At 68.6% G+C, this 16,308-nt stretch carries 17 protein-coding genes; 6 read left to right on the forward strand and 11 right to left on the reverse strand.

Annotation, left to right across the window (positions count from 1 at the left end):
* Positions 1 to 72 precede the first annotated feature (72 nt).
* From HDA45_RS28095 to HDA45_RS28105, 3 genes are read left to right on the forward strand one after another with little or no spacing between them, the layout of a single operon-like run.
* A complete protein-coding gene (locus tag HDA45_RS28095; RefSeq protein ID WP_184900283.1) occupies positions 73 to 936 on the forward strand; it encodes a sigma-70 family RNA polymerase sigma factor in 864 nt (287 codons plus the stop codon).
* A 28-nt stretch (positions 937 to 964) separates the two neighbouring features.
* Entirely contained in the window at positions 965 to 1,441 is a 477-nt protein-coding gene (locus HDA45_RS28100; protein WP_184900285.1) for a carboxymuconolactone decarboxylase family protein, read from the forward strand.
* Entirely contained in the window at positions 1,441 to 1,806 is a 366-nt protein-coding gene (locus tag HDA45_RS28105; protein WP_184900287.1) for a DoxX family protein, read from the forward strand. Before HDA45_RS28100 ends, HDA45_RS28105 begins: the two co-directional genes overlap by 1 nt.
* 78 nt (positions 1,807 to 1,884) lie before the next feature.
* On the opposite strand, the gene HDA45_RS28110 is transcribed toward HDA45_RS28105, so the two are convergent.
* Together HDA45_RS28110 and HDA45_RS28115 are read right to left on the reverse strand one after the other, a co-directional pair.
* On the reverse strand, positions 1,885 to 3,633 hold the full coding sequence (locus HDA45_RS28110; RefSeq protein WP_184900289.1) for a BCCT family transporter: 1,749 nt from the start codon (positions 3,631 to 3,633) through the stop codon (positions 1,885 to 1,887).
* 203 nt (positions 3,634 to 3,836) lie between these two features.
* Positions 3,837 to 3,980 (reverse strand): hypothetical protein, encoded by a 144-nt coding sequence (locus tag HDA45_RS28115; protein ID WP_184900291.1) that lies wholly within the window; start codon positions 3,978 to 3,980, stop codon positions 3,837 to 3,839.
* Between the two features lie 86 nt (positions 3,981 to 4,066).
* On the opposite strand from HDA45_RS28115, the gene HDA45_RS28120 reads away from it, so the two are divergent.
* The gene (locus tag HDA45_RS28120; protein ID WP_184900293.1) at positions 4,067 to 5,023 is read left to right on the forward strand and encodes a GlxA family transcriptional regulator; all 957 of its coding nucleotides are present in this window, start codon (positions 4,067 to 4,069) and stop codon (positions 5,021 to 5,023) included.
* A 664-nt stretch (positions 5,024 to 5,687) separates the two neighbouring features.
* On the opposite strand, the gene HDA45_RS28125 is transcribed toward HDA45_RS28120, so the two are convergent.
* The 4 genes from HDA45_RS28125 to HDA45_RS28140 all read right to left on the reverse strand — a co-directional run bounded on the left by HDA45_RS28125 (position 5,688) and on the right by HDA45_RS28140 (position 7,913).
* Positions 5,688 to 6,380 (reverse strand): hypothetical protein, encoded by a 693-nt coding sequence (locus HDA45_RS28125; RefSeq protein WP_184900295.1) that lies wholly within the window; start codon positions 6,378 to 6,380, stop codon positions 5,688 to 5,690.
* A gap of 56 nt (positions 6,381 to 6,436) precedes the next feature.
* Complete coding sequence (locus HDA45_RS28130; protein ID WP_184900297.1) at positions 6,437 to 6,931, reverse strand: hypothetical protein; 495 nt, start codon at positions 6,929 to 6,931, stop codon at positions 6,437 to 6,439.
* A gap of 36 nt (positions 6,932 to 6,967) precedes the next feature.
* A complete protein-coding gene (locus tag HDA45_RS28135; protein ID WP_184900299.1) occupies positions 6,968 to 7,165 on the reverse strand; it encodes a hypothetical protein in 198 nt (65 codons plus the stop codon).
* A 61-nt stretch (positions 7,166 to 7,226) separates the two neighbouring features.
* On the reverse strand, positions 7,227 to 7,913 hold the full coding sequence (locus HDA45_RS28140; RefSeq protein ID WP_184900301.1) for a hypothetical protein: 687 nt from the start codon (positions 7,911 to 7,913) through the stop codon (positions 7,227 to 7,229).
* Positions 7,914 to 8,049: 136 nt separating this feature from the next.
* Here HDA45_RS28140 and HDA45_RS28145 point away from each other — a divergent pair, with 136 nt between their 5' ends.
* Together HDA45_RS28145 and HDA45_RS28150 are read left to right on the forward strand one after the other, a co-directional pair.
* On the forward strand, positions 8,050 to 8,613 hold the full coding sequence (locus tag HDA45_RS28145) for a TetR/AcrR family transcriptional regulator (RefSeq protein WP_343072169.1): 564 nt from the start codon (positions 8,050 to 8,052) through the stop codon (positions 8,611 to 8,613).
* Between the two features lie 19 nt (positions 8,614 to 8,632).
* Positions 8,633 to 9,835, forward strand: coding sequence for an FAD-dependent oxidoreductase (locus HDA45_RS28150; RefSeq protein WP_184900305.1), 1,203 nt, complete (start codon positions 8,633 to 8,635; stop codon positions 9,833 to 9,835).
* On the opposite strand, the gene HDA45_RS28155 is transcribed toward HDA45_RS28150, so the two are convergent.
* The 5 genes from HDA45_RS28155 to HDA45_RS28175 form a co-directional block, all read right to left on the reverse strand.
* Positions 9,825 to 11,081 carry a DUF222 domain-containing protein gene (locus HDA45_RS28155; protein ID WP_184900307.1) on the reverse strand — a complete coding sequence of 419 codons (1,257 nt, stop codon included), beginning with the start codon at positions 11,079 to 11,081 and terminating at the stop codon, positions 9,825 to 9,827. The genes HDA45_RS28150 and HDA45_RS28155 overlap by 11 nt on opposite strands.
* A gap of 196 nt (positions 11,082 to 11,277) precedes the next feature.
* Positions 11,278 to 12,264: a beta-ketoacyl-ACP synthase 3 gene (locus tag HDA45_RS28160; RefSeq protein WP_184900309.1), complete on the reverse strand. Its 987-nt coding sequence runs from the start codon at positions 12,262 to 12,264 to the stop codon at positions 11,278 to 11,280.
* Entirely contained in the window at positions 12,261 to 14,057 is a 1,797-nt protein-coding gene (locus HDA45_RS28165) for a ThiF family adenylyltransferase (RefSeq protein ID WP_184900311.1), read from the reverse strand. Before HDA45_RS28165 ends, HDA45_RS28160 begins: the two co-directional genes overlap by 4 nt.
* A 311-nt stretch (positions 14,058 to 14,368) precedes the next feature.
* Entirely contained in the window at positions 14,369 to 15,118 is a 750-nt protein-coding gene (locus tag HDA45_RS28170; RefSeq protein ID WP_184900313.1) for an SDR family NAD(P)-dependent oxidoreductase, read from the reverse strand.
* Entirely contained in the window at positions 15,106 to 16,293 is a 1,188-nt protein-coding gene (locus tag HDA45_RS28175) for a glycosyltransferase 87 family protein (protein WP_184900315.1), read from the reverse strand. The genes HDA45_RS28170 and HDA45_RS28175 overlap by 13 nt, the downstream gene beginning before the upstream one ends.
* Positions 16,294 to 16,308: the final 15 nt, after the last annotated feature.

The following is a 16,308-nucleotide window of genomic DNA, read 5'->3' on the forward strand; positions in this document are numbered from 1 at the left end:
TGTGAAGGAGTTACCTTTCTCGCGCCGCGTTCGTCATGGCCATGACGGATTCGGCGCGAGGAAGGTGACGACATGACCGGCGATGCCCTGGCCAGTGCGTTCGAGGAGCAGCGCGGACGTCTGGTGGCGGTGGCCCACCGGATGCTCGGCTCGCGTGTGGACGCCGAAGACGCCGTCCAGGAGGCCTGGTTACGGCTGGCGCGTCAGGACGCCGACACGATCGACAACCTCTCCGGCTGGCTGACCACCGTCGTCGGCCGTGTCTGCATCGACGTCCTGCGCTCCCGCAAGACCCGCCCCGAGGAGCCCTTCGACGAGGCGCCCGAGGTGCTGGTGCTCGAGGACTCGCCCGAAGAAGACGCGCTGCTGGCCGAATCGGTCGGGCTGGCGCTGCTCGTGGTGCTCGACACGCTCGGCCCGGCCGAACGGCTGGCCTTCGTCCTGCACGATCTGTTCGCGGTCCCGTTCGCCGAGGTCGGCGAGATCCTCGGCAAATCCGCGGACGCGGCCAAGATGCTCGCCAGCCGCGCGCGCCGGAAGGTGCAGGGCCGTCGCCCGGTCGACGAGCCGCAGCAGCGCGCCGTGGTCGACGCGTTCCTCGCGGCCGCGCGCGAAGGGGACTTCGACGGGTTGATCCGGGTGCTCGATCCCGACGTGACGTGGCGCTCGGAGACCGCGCGCGGTGTCGTCGTCAGGTCGGGCGCGACCGACGTGGCCACCCGGGTCCAGCGCGGCGCCCGCGCCGTGGGGACCCTGCGCCCCGCACTGGTCGGCGGCAAGCCCGGCCTCGTGACCTGGGACAAGCGCGGCAGGCTGGGCGGCGTGATGGCGTGCACCGTCGTCGACGGCCGCATCGTCGCGATCGACTCCGTGAGTGATCCACGTCGCCTCGCGGCACTGGGTGTTACCTCTCTGGAGGCTCCCTCGTCCAAGTAAGCGAAACAACGACGAGAAGGAGAATCCCATGCAGGCACGACTCGAAGTCTTCAAGACCGCTCTCGCGCCGAAGCTGGTGAAGCACCTCGTCGCGGCGGGAAGGGTCCTCGAAGGCAGCGAACTTCCCGCCGCGACAAGGGAACTGGTGAACATCCGGGCCAGCCAGATCAACGGCTGCTCGGGATGCCTCGACATGCACACCAAGGACGCCGCGGCGGCGGGGGAGACGGCCGTCCGGCTGAACCTGGTCGCGTGCTGGCGGGAGGCGACGGTCTTCACCGAGGCCGAGCGCGCCGCGCTGGAACTCACCGAGCAGGGCTGCCGCATCGCCGACAGCAGCGGTGTCACCGACGAGGCGTGGGAAGCCGCCGCCAAGCATTACGACGACGAGCAGTTGCTGGCCCTGGTGACCCAGATCGCGCTCATCAACGCCTTCAACCGGTTGAACGTCATCACCCGGCAGCCGGCGGGGGACTACACGCCGGGCCAGTTCGCAGGGCACTGATGGACACCGCGCTGTGGATCGTCGCCGGTCTGCTCGCCGTCATGTATCTCGTGTCCGGTGTCGGGAAACTGTTCCTGCCGAGGGAAAAGATCGCCGGGGTGGCGTCCGGCGCGGGCTGGGTGCTGGACTTCGGGCCGGGCACTGTCAAGGCGATCGGGGCGGTCGAGATCCTGGGGGCGGCCGGCCTGATCCTGCCCGCGCTGCTGGACATCGCGCCGGTGCTGGTGCCGCTGGCCGCGCTGGGGCTGGCGCTGGTCATGGCGGGGGCGGTGGTCCTGCGGATCCGCCGTCGCGAGCCCAAGATCGCGCTGCTGGACCTGGCGTATCTCGCGTTGTGCGCGTTCGTCGCCCTCGGGCGTGCCTGATGCGCGTGAAGGCCCCCTTCCCTCGGCTGGTCATCTAAAACCAGGGCAGAGGGAAGGGGGCCTTCACGCGCGATCAGCTCAGGTGCGCTGCTTCGACCGGCCGAGGATGGTCCGACGGCGGCCGTGGCCGTTCGTGCGTTCCTCGTGCAGTTCCTTCAGCGACAGCATCATCGCGTCTTCCTGCTTCATCAGCGGATCGTTGCGCAGGTCCTTCCAGACCGACGCGCACAGCCCGACCATCACGAACACGAACGGCACCGCGATCAGGATGGTGAGGTTCTGCAGCCCTGTCAGCGCCTTGTCCCCGCCGACCAGCAGCATCACCGCCGCGACGGCGCCCATCAGGACACCCCAGAAGATGACGACACCCTTCTTCGGATGCACACTTCCGCGCTGGGACAAGGTGCCCATCACCACCGACGCCGCGTCCGCGCCGGAGACGAAGAAGATCGACACCAGGATCATCACCAGGATCGCGATCGGGATGAACCACGGCAGGGTTTCGAGCAGTTCGAACGTCGCCGACTGGGCACTGCCCGCGCCCGCGATGTCCGTACCGGCCCGCTGCCTGCTGATCGCCGCGCCGCCGAAGATCGCGAACCAGATCAGGCTCACGACGCTCGGGATCGCGATGACCCCGAAGATGAACTGCCGGATGGTGCGGCCGCGGGAGATCCGCGCGATGAACATGCCGACGAAGGGCGTCCACGAGATCCACCACGCCCAGTAGAAGACCGTCCAGCCGCCGAGCCAGGTCTGCATCTCCTCGCCGCCGGTCATCCCGGTACGGCCGGACATCTCGGCCAGCTCGCGGAAGTAGTCGCCGATCGCGCCCGGCACGATGTTGAGGATCAGCACGGTCGGCCCGACCACCAGGACGAACACCGCGAGTACCGCGGCGAGCACCATGTTGATGTTGGACAGCCACTGGATTCCCTTGGCCACGCCGGAAACCGCCGAGGCGATGAACGCGATGGTGAGGATCGCGATGATCGCGACCAGCAGGCCCTTGCCGGGGTCGTCGATCCAGCCGACGGCGCCCATGCCGCCGCCTACCTGGAGCGCGCCGAGGCCGAGGGAAGCGGCCGAACCGAACAGGGTGGCGAAGATCGCCATGATGTCGATCGCCTTGCCCAGCGGGCCCTCGGTGCGCCGCTTGCCGATCAGCGGGGCGAACACCGAACTGATCAGCTGGGTGCGGCCCTTGCGGAAGGTGCTGTAGGCGATCGCGAGACCGACGACGGCGTAGATCGCCCACGGGTGCACGGTCCAGTGGAACAACGTCGTCGCCATCGCGGTGTGGACGGCTTCGTCGGAGTTGGGGGCCGCGGTGCCCGGGGGCGGGCTCGCGAGGTGGGAGACCGGCTCGTACACACCGAAGAACATCAGGCCGATGCCCATGCCGGCGCTGAACATCATCGCGATCCACGACGACGTCCGGAACTCGGGCAGTTCCTTGTCCCCGCCCAGCGGGATCCGGCCGTAGCGGCTTATCGCCAGGCAGACCGCGAAGATCACGAAACCGCTCGCGGTGAGCACGAAAGCCCAGCCGCCATAAGGAATCACGGCGTCGTTGAGGAGGGTCGACGCGACGTTCGCGAGGCTCTCCGGCGCGAGGACGCCCCAGACGATGATCGCGAGCGCGAGGGCCGCCGCCACACCGAAAACGGTGCGGTCGGTCTCGGCGGGTCGTTCGGAGGCGAGGTCGAGGGGGACGTGTTCATCGGGCGTGTGGCCCGGACCTGTCGTATCCGGTGCGTGGGCGAGATCCGTCGCGGTCTCCGCGACGACCTCTTCTTCCGCTTGTTTACCGTCCTGCGAACTCATGTTCAGCCACGCGCCGATGACGGCGCGTTCTCCTTCCGCCCGAGTTAACCCGTTTGCACCACTGCACCCTAACCAGAAAACTGGTAACCGGCAGAAAATACGGACGAAGTGGTTTAAACCCATGATCAGGGGTTTGACCTCGGCGGATGGCGGCTTTGTTCACGCTCTCGGCGGCGAACGTGTCTCTCGTGACACCGATGGGCTCAGACTGTCGAACCTCCCCTCCAGAAGGGGTGACCGAGCGGGTCGCCGCCGGACGCGGTCGGACGGCCTTGCCGCGCGTGGTTGCGCTCCAGGAGGTAGGTGATCAGGGCGATCAGGGCGAGGGTGACGATGATTGCGGTCATGGCAGTAAGTTTGCGCCACTCGACATCCTGCCAAAAGTGGCAGTCCTGTCGTTGTGCGTCAAAATCCTGCCAGCTATGCTGCGGTCATGCTGAAGAGCGTCGCCGTGGTGCTGCTGGACGATTTCGCCGCTTTCGAGTTCGGCGTCGTCTGCGAGGTGTTCGGTTACGACCGCACGGATGACGGAGTGCCCCTGCTCGACTTCCGCGTGTGCGGGGAGCGGGCGGGAGAGCCGCTCACCCTCGGCCACGGCGTCAAGGTGACTCCGGAGCACGGCCTCGAAGCGACCGAGGACGCGGATCTCGTCGTCGTCCCCGCCTGCGACGTGCGCGACGAGTACCCGCCCGCGGTGCTCGAGGCGCTCCGCGCGGCATCGGCGCGGGGCGCCACGCTGCTTTCGGTCTGCACCGGCGCGTTCGTGCTGGGCGCCGCGGGCCTGCTCGACGAGCGGCGGTGCACGAACCACTGGCGGCACAGCGCCCGGTTCCGGGAGCGGTTCCCGAAGGCGCGGCTGGATCCGGACGTCCTCTTCGTCGACGACGGCGACATCATCACCAGCGCGGGGACGGCCGCCGGCATCGACGCCTGCCTGCACCTGATCCGGCGCGAACTGGGCTCCGCCGCGGCCACCGCGATCGCCCGGCGCATGGTGGTGCCGCCGCAGCGCGAGGGCGGGCAGCGCCAGTTCGTCGAAGTGCCGATCCCGGAATGCACCAGCGACAGTCTCCAGCCGGTGCTCACCTGGATGCTCGACACCATCGCCCACGAACATCCCGTCGCCGACCTCGCCCGCCGCGCGCAGATGTCCGAGCGCACCTTCGCCCGCAAGTTCGTCGCCGAGACGGGCACCACACCCCACCGATGGCTTTCGACGCAACGGGTGCTGCACGCGAGGTCGCTGCTCGAGGAGACGACGATGAGCGTCGACGAGGTCGCGCGCCGCTGCGGTTTCGGCTCGGGAGCCCTGCTGCGCCACCACTTCCACAAGGTCGTCGGTGTCGCGCCGCAGGACTACCGCCGGACCTTCGCGCCGCAGCGCGTCTAGGCGCGACCGGTTCGCCGGGCCGTCCGGTGGCGGCCGTGATGGCGAGATGGTCGGCGTGAGCGCGGGATTCGACCGGAGCGCCGAAGTGACGGCTCGGTGTGGCGGCGTACTCCGCGCCCGCGCTGACTTCCTCGGCCACGCCGGAATTGTCTCAGCCGAGGACGAACGGCGGGTCGCTCATCGGGTCGGTTTCGCCGGTCTCGTGGGTCTTCCGGTCGACTGGGTTGAGGCCGGTGGCGTGCGCCCGGACCAGGGTTTGGGTCGGGGGTGGGGGTGGGTCTTTCGAGGTCGGCGGGTTCGAGGGCTTCGGGGCTGCTCAGGCGGTCTGGTTGATCGCTTGCAGGGGGTTCAGTGTTCGGTGAGTGTCGTGCTTTCGGTGTGGCTCGGGTGGGCTACGGGTCGTCAGGTTCGGGGCAGCGGGTGCCGGGGCCTGCGGGAGCGCGTTGTGAAAGCCACTTTCGCAACGTTGAGGGTTGCGAAAGTGGCTTTCGCAACGCCGCCGCCCCGCCCGGCCAGCCCGCCCCGCCCGGCCTGCCCGGTCTCGAAGGGGTCGCGTCAGCTCTCTCCGGTGTCGCGAAAGCCACTTTCAGGACATCAGACGTCCCGAAAGTGGCTTTCGCGACACCGCTGCGGCAGTCGTGAAGAGGCGACCCCACCTAGGCGCTCAGAGGCTGAACACGGTGACGTACTCCGCGTCCCGCACGACGTAGCCGAACCGGGTGCGGAGTTCGCGGACGACCGCGCGCATGTGCTCGGCGCCGTAGACCACGCCGATCGTCCCCGGCTCGTGATGCCGCTGCTCGTGCAGCTCGGCCAGCGCGTCCACGAGGAGCTTGTCGCGGCTGACGCCGATCAGGTCGTCGAACTCGGGCATGACCTCGGCGGTTTCGGTCCACGAATCGTCTTCGTCGTCGACGGTCAGGAACCGCGCCAGCATCCCGCGAGTGCCGAAGCCGCGCAGGAAGACCCCCAGCGTCGGCGCGAGGAGGGACATCATCAACCGGTCGCCGAGCGGGACGCGGCGCCAGCCCTCGGAGAAGGCGGGGCCGTCGAGGTCCGGGCGGACGGTCGGCACGGTGAAGGTGCCGGCCTTCAGGTCCTGCACCACCAGCCCGAGGCGTTTGTTCCGGGCGGCGAGCCGGTAACTCGCTGTCAGCCTGGACACCGGTTTCGCGTCGCCGACCCCCTCGGCCACCACCACGTCGCATTCGTTCGCCTGCCGCCGCACGGTGTCGAAGTAGGCCTGCGTGCCGATGTGCACCATGGGGAACAGCCGGAAATCGAGCGCCGATCCCTTGGCCCGCAGCGTCAGCACCACGGCCCGGACGCCCAGTTCGTTCGCGACGATGATCTCCATGACCCCTCCTGCCCGTGTTGAGAGAACGCGCGGCGGGGCCGGAAGGTTGCCGTGGCTCAGGCCGGACGTCGCCCGACGGCCTCGAAGATGTTGTAGGTCAGCATGGCGGCGCCTTCGGTGAACCCGTTGATGAGGATCTTCCGGCCATCGGCGAGTTTGACGAGGCAGCCGACGTCGCCGCCGAGGGTCCTGGCGAGGACGTTGCTCTTCGTGTGGTCGACGACCGCCTCGATCACGTCCCACGGCACGACGGTGGTCGACTTGCGCCAGGTGTGCACGAACCCCTGCTCGTACAGGGTGAAGGTCTCGCCCCGTTTGCCGATGGCCTGCCAGCAGAGCCAGGCGCCCATCAAGGCCAGCCCCAGTCCGCAGCCGATGACGAGGCCGATGAACATCTCCCCGCCGGAGACCCCGGCCTCCTGTCCCATGAGGAACAGGACGGTGCCGAAGAGGGCGATCGGTGTGCCGATCGCCATCGCGGCCAGCCCCCGGATCGCGCGGCTGCGGGAGTTCGTCTCGAAGCGTTCGATGTAGGCACCCAGTTCGGTCACCGGCGGGACGTTAACAGCGAAAGCGGGGACCGGTCCCTAGTCTTTCGACTCCTTCGAGGGCTTGTTGAAGAGCCCGAGCGACTGGGCGACGGCTGCTCCGCCCGCCATCAAGCCGAGTGGCAGCACCTTGATCCAGAAGGCGCCCGCCTCGAGCGAGATCAGCAACGCGATCAATCCGCCCGCCAGCGCGACCAGAACGAACATGCCCAGCGCGACGCGGGGTTTCGAGACCATGTGTCCTCCAGATATGAGATCGGGAGAGCAAGCCTCGCGACGGCCGCGGCGCGGAGCGAGGTCATTTTTGCCGCGTTCGGACTTCCGGGTCTTCGCAGAGCACCACGTGCAGCATGCCGCCGGGCAAGCCGCTGTTCGGATAGGTGACGTAGGTGGGGCCGAGGCCGAGTTCCGCGCAGTAATGCCGTCCCGGCGCTTCGCCGATCAGAGCAGGGCCGTCCTCGGCGACGTCACGCACGTTGTCGCTTTCGACCTCGAAGGCGTGGCGGCTGCCGACGAGGAAAAGAGTGTCCGCGGCGATGCCCGGGCGAAGCTGGTTGAGGTCGCCGGGATAGCCCAGGCGGTCTTCGCGGCCGAGGACAGGGAAGGCGTTCGGCGGCGTTTTCACTGTGTGAGGCACTCCGGCGCCGAGCCGGGCGCGCACGCTTTTCCAACGGGACAACGGAAACTGCAGGCTGTGATGCAGCAGGACCAGATCGAGGGACCGGCAGTCACAGTCCCGTTCGCAGGTCGTCCGGCTCGTGCGATAAGGCAGATAGACCAGGCTGCGTGGCGAGCGCGACGCCAGCCACCACGCGACGGCCAGCTCGCGCGCGGCCGCTTCGTCCAAGTCCAGCTCCGCGCCGTGCCAGCTTTCGCTCAACGAGCCGTGTGAGATCCGACGTGCCGGGCGGATGACGCGGTACTCGTCCTTGCCGAGGCGGACCTGACTGATCAGTGTGCGCCATTTGTACCCGTCCAGTTCCACCGTGCCCTCGTTCCCCCCTCGGCTCCAGCGGAACTTTAGGGCTCGTGCGGCGCCGTGACCACCGAGTTTGCGCGCCTGCGCGAACCAGGCCTACTATCAGGGCAGTCGTACAGGACGAACGCCCTAGGAGGCGATGGTGGCAGGCTCCCCGGCCGCGGAACGTGGTCAGATCGCGCGGCGGCGGTTACTCGAAGCCGCGGTCGCACTGGTGCCCGAACTCGGCTGGTCCGCGGTCAGCACCCGGATCCTCGCCGAACGCGCGGGGGTGACCCCGAGCGTCGTGCACTACCACTTCCCGTCGTTGCAAGCCCTGCTGATCGAGGCTGTTTTGGGAGCGATGCGCGAGGTCGCCGTCGCTTTCGAACCGGCGCTGGAGGCGGCCGGAACACCCGAGGCCGCGGTGGACGCGTTGCTGGCGTCGGTCGGCGAGTACACCGGAACCGACCCGATGTCGTTGCTGTTCGCCGAGGCGTACCTGGCCGCGACCCGCGAAGACACCCTGCGCCAAGGCATCCGGGAGATCCTCACCGGCTTGCGCACCAGGTTCGGCGGCTGGCTGGCGGAGCGCGGAGTGACCGACGCCGAGGCCACGGCCGAGGTGCTTTTCGCGACGGTGGACGGGCTTCTGCTGCATCGCGCGCTCGAACCGGAGTCCGGCGGCGGGGTCATCCCGGCCGTCCTGCACAGGCTGGTCCGCTGAATCGAAAGGGAGGGAAGTCATGAAGGTGGCGATCTGCGGTGCCGGGATCACCGGTTTGGCGCTCGCGCACCGGCTCGCGGCGCGAGACATCGAAGTCGTGGTGCTCGAACGCGCCCCGAGGCCCAGGGAGCAGGGCTACATGATCGACTTCTTCGGCCCGGGTTACGACGCGGTCGAGGAGATGGGCCTGCTGCCCGAGGTCGAGAACGTCGCGTACCGAGTGGACGAAGCGAGCCTGCTGGACGAACACGGACGCCGCCGGGCCGCGATCGACTACGTCCAGTTCGCCAAGTCGGTGCGGGGCAGGCTGTGCAGCATCATGCGGCCCGATCTCGAACGGGTGTTGCGTGAGACGCTACCGTCCACAGTGGACGTCCGGTTCGGTGCCGGGGTCACGGAGTTCGAGGATCTCGGCGACCGCGTGCGGGTGACCTCGGCGGACGGCGAGGTGCTCGAAGCCGATCTCCTGGTGGGGGCCGACGGAATCCATTCGACCGTCCGGCGGCTGGTCTTCGGTGATGAGGACCGGTTCCTGCGGTATCTCGGATTCCACACGGCCGCGTTCGTCTTCGAGGACGAAGCGATCCGCGACCAGGTGGGGGAGCGGTTCTGCCTCACCGACACCATCGGCAGGCAGATGGGCTTCTACGGTCTCCGCGACGGCAAGCTCGCCGCGTTCGCCGTACACCGCGCCACCGATCCCGCCCTGCCCGCCGACGCGCGAGACGCGCTCCGCGCGAACTACGGCTCGCTCGGCTGGGCCGTACCCCGAGCGCTCGATCTCTGCCCACCCGCCGAAGAGGTGTACTACGACCAGGTCGCCCAGGTCGAAATGCCGTCCTGGAGCCGCGGCCGAGTCGTCCTCGTCGGCGACGCCTGCTACGCCGTCTCGCTCCTTGCCGGACAGGGCGCCTCCCTCGGGATCACGGGCGCGTTCGTGCTGGCCGAGCAACTCACGCGGGCGAGCTCGATCGAGAACGCTTTCGCGGAGTACGAAAAGCTGGTCCGCCCCGTGGTCACCGAGAAGCAGCACGTCGCCCGCCGCGGAGCACGATGGTTCCTGCCCGCGAACCGGCTCCTGCTCCAAGCGCGCCGGATCTTCCTGCGCGTGGCGAAGCTCCCGGGCCTCGAACGTCCCCTCGCCGCCGCCGTCACGGGCAAATCGACGGCGCTGGTGACGAATCTGAGGCAAGGGACCGAGGTGGGCCGGCCTATGTCCTGAGGTGCATGGTGTTGCGCCTCGGTTGGCCAGTGGGGTCAAGGTAGGCCGGGGCGGTGAATTCGGGCAGGCCATCCTGAGCGATCCGGACTTTCCATTGGCTGTGGTGGATGAGCCGGTGGTGTTTGGTGCACAGGAGCACGAGGTTGTCGATTTTCGTTTCGCCGTGGTGTTCCCAGAAAACGATGTGGTGTGCGGTACAGCGTGGTACCGGCATGTCGCAGCCCGGGAAGGCGCAGCCTCCGTCGCGGATGGTGAGCGCGTACTTCTGCGCCAACGACACGGTCCGTTTCGACCTGCCGATATCCAAGGGCTCGCCCGCGGTACCGAGAACCCCAGGCCGCACGCGGGCGTCGCAGGCGAGGATGCGGGCGTCGGTGGCGCTGATCGGACCGACCAGGTCCAGGTGTGCTTCACCGAGGTCGCTGATGAGGTCCTCGTAGGACATGGTCACCAGGATGTGGGTGGCTTCTCCGGCTTGGCCGGGAAGGTTGCGGCTGGTGGTCTTCAACCTCACGTAGTCGGTGAAGGCGTCGCCGTAGCGTTCGTCTTGGGTGCGGGAGTCCCGGACACCGTCGATGGCCTTGTGCGGTTTGGCCATGGGGTCGAGGTCGGACTTCAAGCGTGCGTAGGTCTCCAGATCGAGAGTGCCTTTGAGACCGAGGGTGCCGTTGCGGTGTTTGACGAACCGCAACTCCGGGCGCGTGTCTTTGGGGTTCTCGTCCCGGGGCTCTTTCCCGTCCGGGTCCAGCTCGTCCAGCAACCGCCGCCCGGCTTGGGCGATCGCGCGGGGCCCGGCGTGCCGGGCGAGATCCACCAGGATCTTCTCCCCACCCCGCACGTCTTCCTCCGGGACGAAGGACGGGATCCGCGCCAGGGCCCCGATGATCGCGTCGATCTGCGAGCCACCGATCGCCCCTTCAGCAGCGGCCTCAGCGGTCAGCGGCGCCAGCGGTGGCACCCGATCACCACCCACCGCCACACCGGGATGTAGCGCCAGTACCCGGTCAGCTCGTGCATCGGCTTCCTTCACGCTGACGTGAAAATCCTCGAAAATCATCGCCGCCAACGTCGAATGACCCGAACACCCCCGAACCCCACGGATATTGATTTCCGCCAGGATCGCGTTCTGCTCCGAATCCAACTGACGTTTGAGGACTTCGAGTTCCTGCTTGCGGGCATGCAGCGTCGCCGTGTCGACACGCCACCACTCGGCGGGTGTCGTCTGGGGTGCATCGTTGCTGGCCACGACTCCAACGATACTCGCAGTCGAACACCTGTGCTATCACACGTTTATGTAGTACATATTCAGGTGACATTCCGCGAAAGCCCAAAGAGTGCTATGTTCTGTGCCGAGGTCGCCTGCACCGGCCATGTTCCCAATGTCGCATTCGAGACGCTGAGCGTCTCGAATGCGACATTGGGAACATCCGGCTAAAGGCCCCTTAAGCCCGGAAGCACAGAGTGCCCCACTGGAACCCCGCCCCGATCGCCGAGACCACGAAAGCGTCACCCGGCCGCACGGTGCCCTCCGAGAAACCCTTGTGCAGCACGGTGAACACGCCCGCGGAGCCGGTGTTGCCGAGCCGGTCGACGGTGATCGGCGCGCGGTCACGGGGTACGCCGAGTTTGTCCATCGCCGCCCGCACGATGTTCAGGTTGGCTTGGTGCAGGAAGAAATGGGCCACGTCGTCCACGGTCAGCCCGGCCTTGGCGGTGGCGTTCAAGACACTGTCCGGGAGGCATCGGGTGGCGGTGTCCCAGACGGTCCGGCCGTTCATCTTGAGGTAGTGCCGCCTGTCCGCGAACGTCGTCGCGCCGGCGGGCTGCCGCGAGCCGCCCGCCGGGATCTCGACGTCGTAGGACAGTTCGGCGCCGAAGTCCCAGCCGAGCAGTCCGGTGCCGGGCGTCGTCGCCCCGGTCAGGACGGCTGCGCCCGCGGCGTCGCCGAAGAAGACCCGGGTGGTGCGGTCTTCCGGATCGGTCACGCGGGACGCGCTGTCGGCCGCGATCACCAGGACCCGTCGCGCCGCACCGGTGCGCACCAGCAGGGAGCCGAGGAACAGTGCCTGGACACCGTTCGCGCAGGCCGCTTGCGTGATGTCGAAGGTGAGCGCCCGGAAAGCGCCGAGCGCTTCCTTGACGATCAGGGCCGTCGAGGGCAGGGGCTGGTCGTAGGTGTAGGTCGCGACGACGATCGCGTCGACGTCCCTCACCGCGCACCCCGCCGCGGCGAGCGCGGGGTGCGCGGCGGCCACGCACATGTCCGAGGTGGCGAGATCCGGTGCCAGCCAACGGCGTTCCCGGATCCCGGTGCGGTTGACGATCCACTCGTCGGAGGTGTCGAGGGTTTCGGCGAGCCGCCGGTTGGTGACGACGTCCGGTGGCAGGTGGACGCCGGTGCCGGCGATCCGCACGGGTAGCGGGGTCACGTGACGGTGCTCCGCTCCGGGCTGAGCTGGCGGTCGAGATCGGTGTAGAACCGGCCGGACGCGCAAGGCAGGCCGAGCAGGATGCGCCGCGCGGCCTCGCCGCAGAGCGCGCCGCCCAGCGCGACCCCGGAGGCCAGTTGCGGCCAGCTGCTCAGCGTGCGGCCGAGTTCGCCGAAGGACGCCGCCAGCTCCGGGCTGATCCGGCGGGCGTCGACCATGGCGAGGATCAGGTCGACCTTCTCCTGATGGCTCAGCTCGGCGACGTCCACGGATTTGATGTCGCCGAGCAGGCCGTGCAGCAGCGGCCGGTCCGGCTCGAGGTCGAAGCGTTCGACGTCGAGCATGCCGCGGTCGTTGCAGTCCATGACGACCGGGATGCGCAGGTCACGCGCGTATTCGCGGGCCGCGACCTTGACCCACGGGGTGTCGCACTCCTCGATCAGGAGGTCGATCCCGCCGGTGAAGAACGCCTCGATGTTGTCCTCGGTCAAGCCGCCGCGGTGGATCTCGATGTCGAGGTACGGGTCGATCTCGAACATCTGGCGCGCGGACAGGACCGCTTTGTTGACCCCGAGTTCGTGCACGCCCGCGCGCAGCCGGTTCAGGTTGGACAGACTGAAATCGTCGAAGTCCGCCAGCGCGTAGGCGCCGCCGATGCCTTCGAGCGCGAACGTGAGCGCCGCGCTGTTGCCGACCGAGAGACCGATGATCCCGATGCGCTTGCCGAGCAGGCGGCGTTGTTCGGGCCGGTCGACCTTGCCGCGGTTGCGATCCGTGCGCACGAGCCGGAATTCGTCGCGCGGCAGGATGTGCACCAGCCGCCGCGACCACGGGTACCAGGCCCACGTGCCGTACTCCCAGTTCGCCAGTCCGGCGAGCTGTTCCCGTTTCCTGTCCTCGATTTCGGCCGCGTCCCGGCACGACGGTTCGCGGCTGCGGATCAGTTCGGCGAGCTGTTCGTCGATGGTGTCGTGGACCTCGCGGACGTCACCGGTGGCCAGCAATGCCGTCAGGGCCGCGAAATCCTCCGGATCGCGGGGTGCGAGCAGGGTCGGCCGCCACCGGTCGCGATCGGGTCCGGAGACGTCGGCGAGCGCGGCGGGCGCGGCCCTTCCCGACGGCGAACCGCCCGTGAGCGCGGCCGGAGCGGAGGCGGCGATCCGCGGGAATTCGTCCCGGAGCCGGGTGACGAGGTCGTGGTGCCGTCCACCGCCGTCGGCGGCAAGGTGGAACATGATCACCACGTCTTCGGTGTACTGCTCGACATAACGGCGGGTGCCCGGCATGGCGCGGAAACCGAACTGCTCGTGGAAACGGTCCTGGCCGTCCTTCGTGCCCGACGTGCCGATCATGGCGTGGGCGCCGAGGTGGTGCGCGGCGCCGATCGCGAGCGCGTTGAGGTACTGTCCGAGCCCCAGTTTCCGGGATCGGTGCTCGACGACGAGCCTGCTGTGCTCGAAGACGCGACCTGGCTCGACACCTTGTGTGGCCAGCAAATCCTCGTACCGTCCGGCGCCGAGGTAGCTCCGCGACTGGAAGTTGTCGCCGGTGGCCGGGGTGGAGAGCCGGATGTAGCCGAGCGGCGGGCCGTCCGGATGCTGCCGCGCGATGAAATGCCAGGCGCCGAAGTCGAGGTCCTGGTCATCGGTATGCGAGCCGTCCGCCCGGCGAAAGGCCGGACGGCGGCCGCGGTCGAACAGGATCCGCGCGCGGAGTTCGCGGACGGAATCGAGCAGGCAGGCGTCGGCCCCGAGGAACGCGGTGACGCTCCACGGGTGGTTGAGATCCGTCAAGTGGTGCCTTTTCTGAGGAAAATGCCGGAAATCGGCGGGATAATCGTGGGAAATGACCGGGAATTCAGAGGAAAACGAACCGCGCCGGACGAAACGGACTGTAGCAGCGGGACGGTCGATGTGCGTGACAGCAAGGAACACACACGGGCGGGTACGGCAATCGTTTACCAGCGAGTGATCGACAATCCGTCACCGGAATCGCCATCAGATTTGATGAAGAGTGCCGCGCTTCCCACCCGAAGGCGTGATGGGCAATTCCGGAGTGGAATCGGCTCATTCCGGAGCGTGTGACAGAGGTCACGCTGAGTTGTCTACCAGGTGGGATGGGCGGATACGCCGCCGTCCACGGTCAGGTTGTGTCCCGTGATCCACCCCGCGAGCGGTGAGGCGAGGAACAGGCAGGCGTTCGCGACGTCGCCGGGGGTGCCGAGCCTGCCGAGTGGCGCGGCCTGTTCCCAGCGGCGGACACCCTCCGGCCAGGCGTCGTCGAGTCCGGAACGGTCGATGAGACCGGGGGAGACGCTGTTGACGCGGATACCCCGGGGGCCGTATTCGAGCGCGGCGGCGCGCGCGTGCATGACCAGCGCGGCCTTCGCGCTGCTGTAGTGCGCGTGCCCCGGCGCGGGCCGGTCCGCCTCGATCGAGGCGATGTGGATGACGCTGCCGCCGTCCATCACCTCGGCCGCGGCCTGCGTGCACGAGAACGCGCTGGTGAGGTTCGCGTCGAGGACGGCCTGCCAGCTTTCCGCCGACATCCCCGGCAACGGCTCGACCGGCTGCACGCCGGCGTTGTTGACCAGGGTGTCCAGCCGACCGGTCCAGGCCGCGGCGGCGGCCACGAGCCGTCGGCACGCGTCGTCGTCGGTGAGGTCGGCGGCGAAGGCCGTGGCGGTGCCGCCCGCCGCTCGGATCCGCTCGACGACGGCGAGCGCCGAGGCCTCGTCACGGTGGTAGTGCACGGCGACCGCGCCGCCCGCCTCGGCGAAGCGCAGCGCGATGCCCTGGCCGATGCCGCCACTCGCTCCGGTGACGAGGGTCGTGGTGCCGGTCAGGTCGAGCATCGGGATCCCTTCCGCAGCGCGAGCGCACCCGCGACGACCAGGAAGATCAGGCCCGCGAGGACGTAGCAGTTCCCCAGCCACTGCTGGGCGGTCGTCCACGTCTGGCCCGGCCGGTCGAAGGCGGGGAAGTACCGGAACGGCGCCGCGACGAAGATCGTGGCGCCGATCCCGGTGGCGGCGAGCCAGGCCACCGCCCGCCGTCGATCCCGGCGATGGAGCACCGCGCAAGCGGCGGTGGTGAACAGCGCCGGGGCGATCCACACCCAGTGATGCGACCACGACGTCGGCGAGATGAGCAGGGCGAACGTCGCGTTCAGCAGCAGCGCCGGCACCGCCGCCGAGCGGCGCATCGTCAGCGTCACCAGCACCAGCAGGACGCCGGTGAGGACGAGCCACAGCGGCTTGGCGGACTCGGCGCCGAACCGCGCGAGCACCGCCTGCAGGGTCTGGTTGGTGTGGAACGAGGTGCCGCTGATCCCCGACGCTCCGGCGAGCCCGCCGAACCAGTAACGCGCGGAGGCCTCCGGGGCGACGGCGAACGCGACGGCCGAGGCGGCCACGAACGTCCCCATCGCGGTCAGCGCGCCACGGAAGTCCTTGCGTACCAGGAAGAACAGCACGAACGCCATGGGTGTCAGCTTGATGGCCGCGGCGAGGCCGACGCCGATACCGCGGTAGCGGCCCCGCGCCAGCAGGCAGTCGGCCGCGACGAGCCCCATCAGCAGCAGGTTGATCTGGCCGAAGCCGAGCGTCTGGCGGACCGGTTCGAGGAAGAGCGCCGGCGTGATCGCCAGCGACGCGACGAGCAGCGCCTTCCGCTTGTCCCCGGACGGCCACAGCGTGCGGACGATCGCGTGGAAGGTGATCCCCAGCGCGGCCAGGCTGAGCGCGAACAGCAGGAGCACCGCGACGGTCCAGGGCACCGACGCCAGCGGGGTGAGCGCCAGCGCGGCGAACGGCGGGTAGATGAACAGCAGCGGGATGCCCGCCTCGGAAAGCGGCAAGGCGCCGTAGAGGTCGCCGCCGCTCCACAGTTCGTCGACTCCGAAGCGGTAGATCTCGAGGTCACTGTGGGAATCACCCGCCGTCGCCCAGGCCACGGCGCACGCCAGCACCAGGGCGGCGAACGCGCCGACCGACCACCAGGCCCGACCGCGCGACGTGACTGGAGACATCGCTCGGTGACCCTT

It is taken from the genome of Amycolatopsis umgeniensis (assembly GCF_014205155.1).
Taxonomy (GTDB): domain Bacteria; phylum Actinomycetota; class Actinomycetes; order Mycobacteriales; family Pseudonocardiaceae; genus Amycolatopsis; species Amycolatopsis umgeniensis.

Bases quoted from the DNA above. Each gene is read 5' to 3' on its own strand.
- HDA45_RS28115 (WP_184900291.1), bottom strand. From the start codon at position 3,980: ATGACCGCAATCATCGTCACCCTCGCCCTGATCGCCCTGATCACCTAC.
- HDA45_RS28135 (WP_184900299.1), bottom strand. From the start codon at position 7,165: ATGGTCTCGAAACCCCGCGTCGCGCTGGGCATGTTCGTTCTGGTCGCG.
- HDA45_RS28175 (WP_184900315.1), bottom strand. From the start codon at position 16,293: ATGTCTCCAGTCACGTCGCGCGGTCGGGCCTGGTGGTCGGTCGGCGCG.
- HDA45_RS28105 (WP_184900287.1), top strand. From the start codon at position 1,441: ATGGACACCGCGCTGTGGATCGTCGCCGGTCTGCTCGCCGTCATGTAT.
- HDA45_RS28125 (WP_184900295.1), bottom strand. From the start codon at position 6,380: ATGGAGATCATCGTCGCGAACGAACTGGGCGTCCGGGCCGTGGTGCTG.
- HDA45_RS28170 (WP_184900313.1), bottom strand. From the start codon at position 15,118: ATGCTCGACCTGACCGGCACCACGACCCTCGTCACCGGAGCGAGTGGC.
- HDA45_RS28150 (WP_184900305.1), top strand. From the start codon at position 8,633: ATGAAGGTGGCGATCTGCGGTGCCGGGATCACCGGTTTGGCGCTCGCG.
- HDA45_RS28120 (WP_184900293.1), top strand. From the start codon at position 4,067: ATGCTGAAGAGCGTCGCCGTGGTGCTGCTGGACGATTTCGCCGCTTTC.
- HDA45_RS28110 (WP_184900289.1), bottom strand. From the start codon at position 3,633: ATGAGTTCGCAGGACGGTAAACAAGCGGAAGAAGAGGTCGTCGCGGAG.
- HDA45_RS28095 (WP_184900283.1), top strand. From the start codon at position 73: ATGACCGGCGATGCCCTGGCCAGTGCGTTCGAGGAGCAGCGCGGACGT.
- HDA45_RS28100 (WP_184900285.1), top strand. From the start codon at position 965: ATGCAGGCACGACTCGAAGTCTTCAAGACCGCTCTCGCGCCGAAGCTG.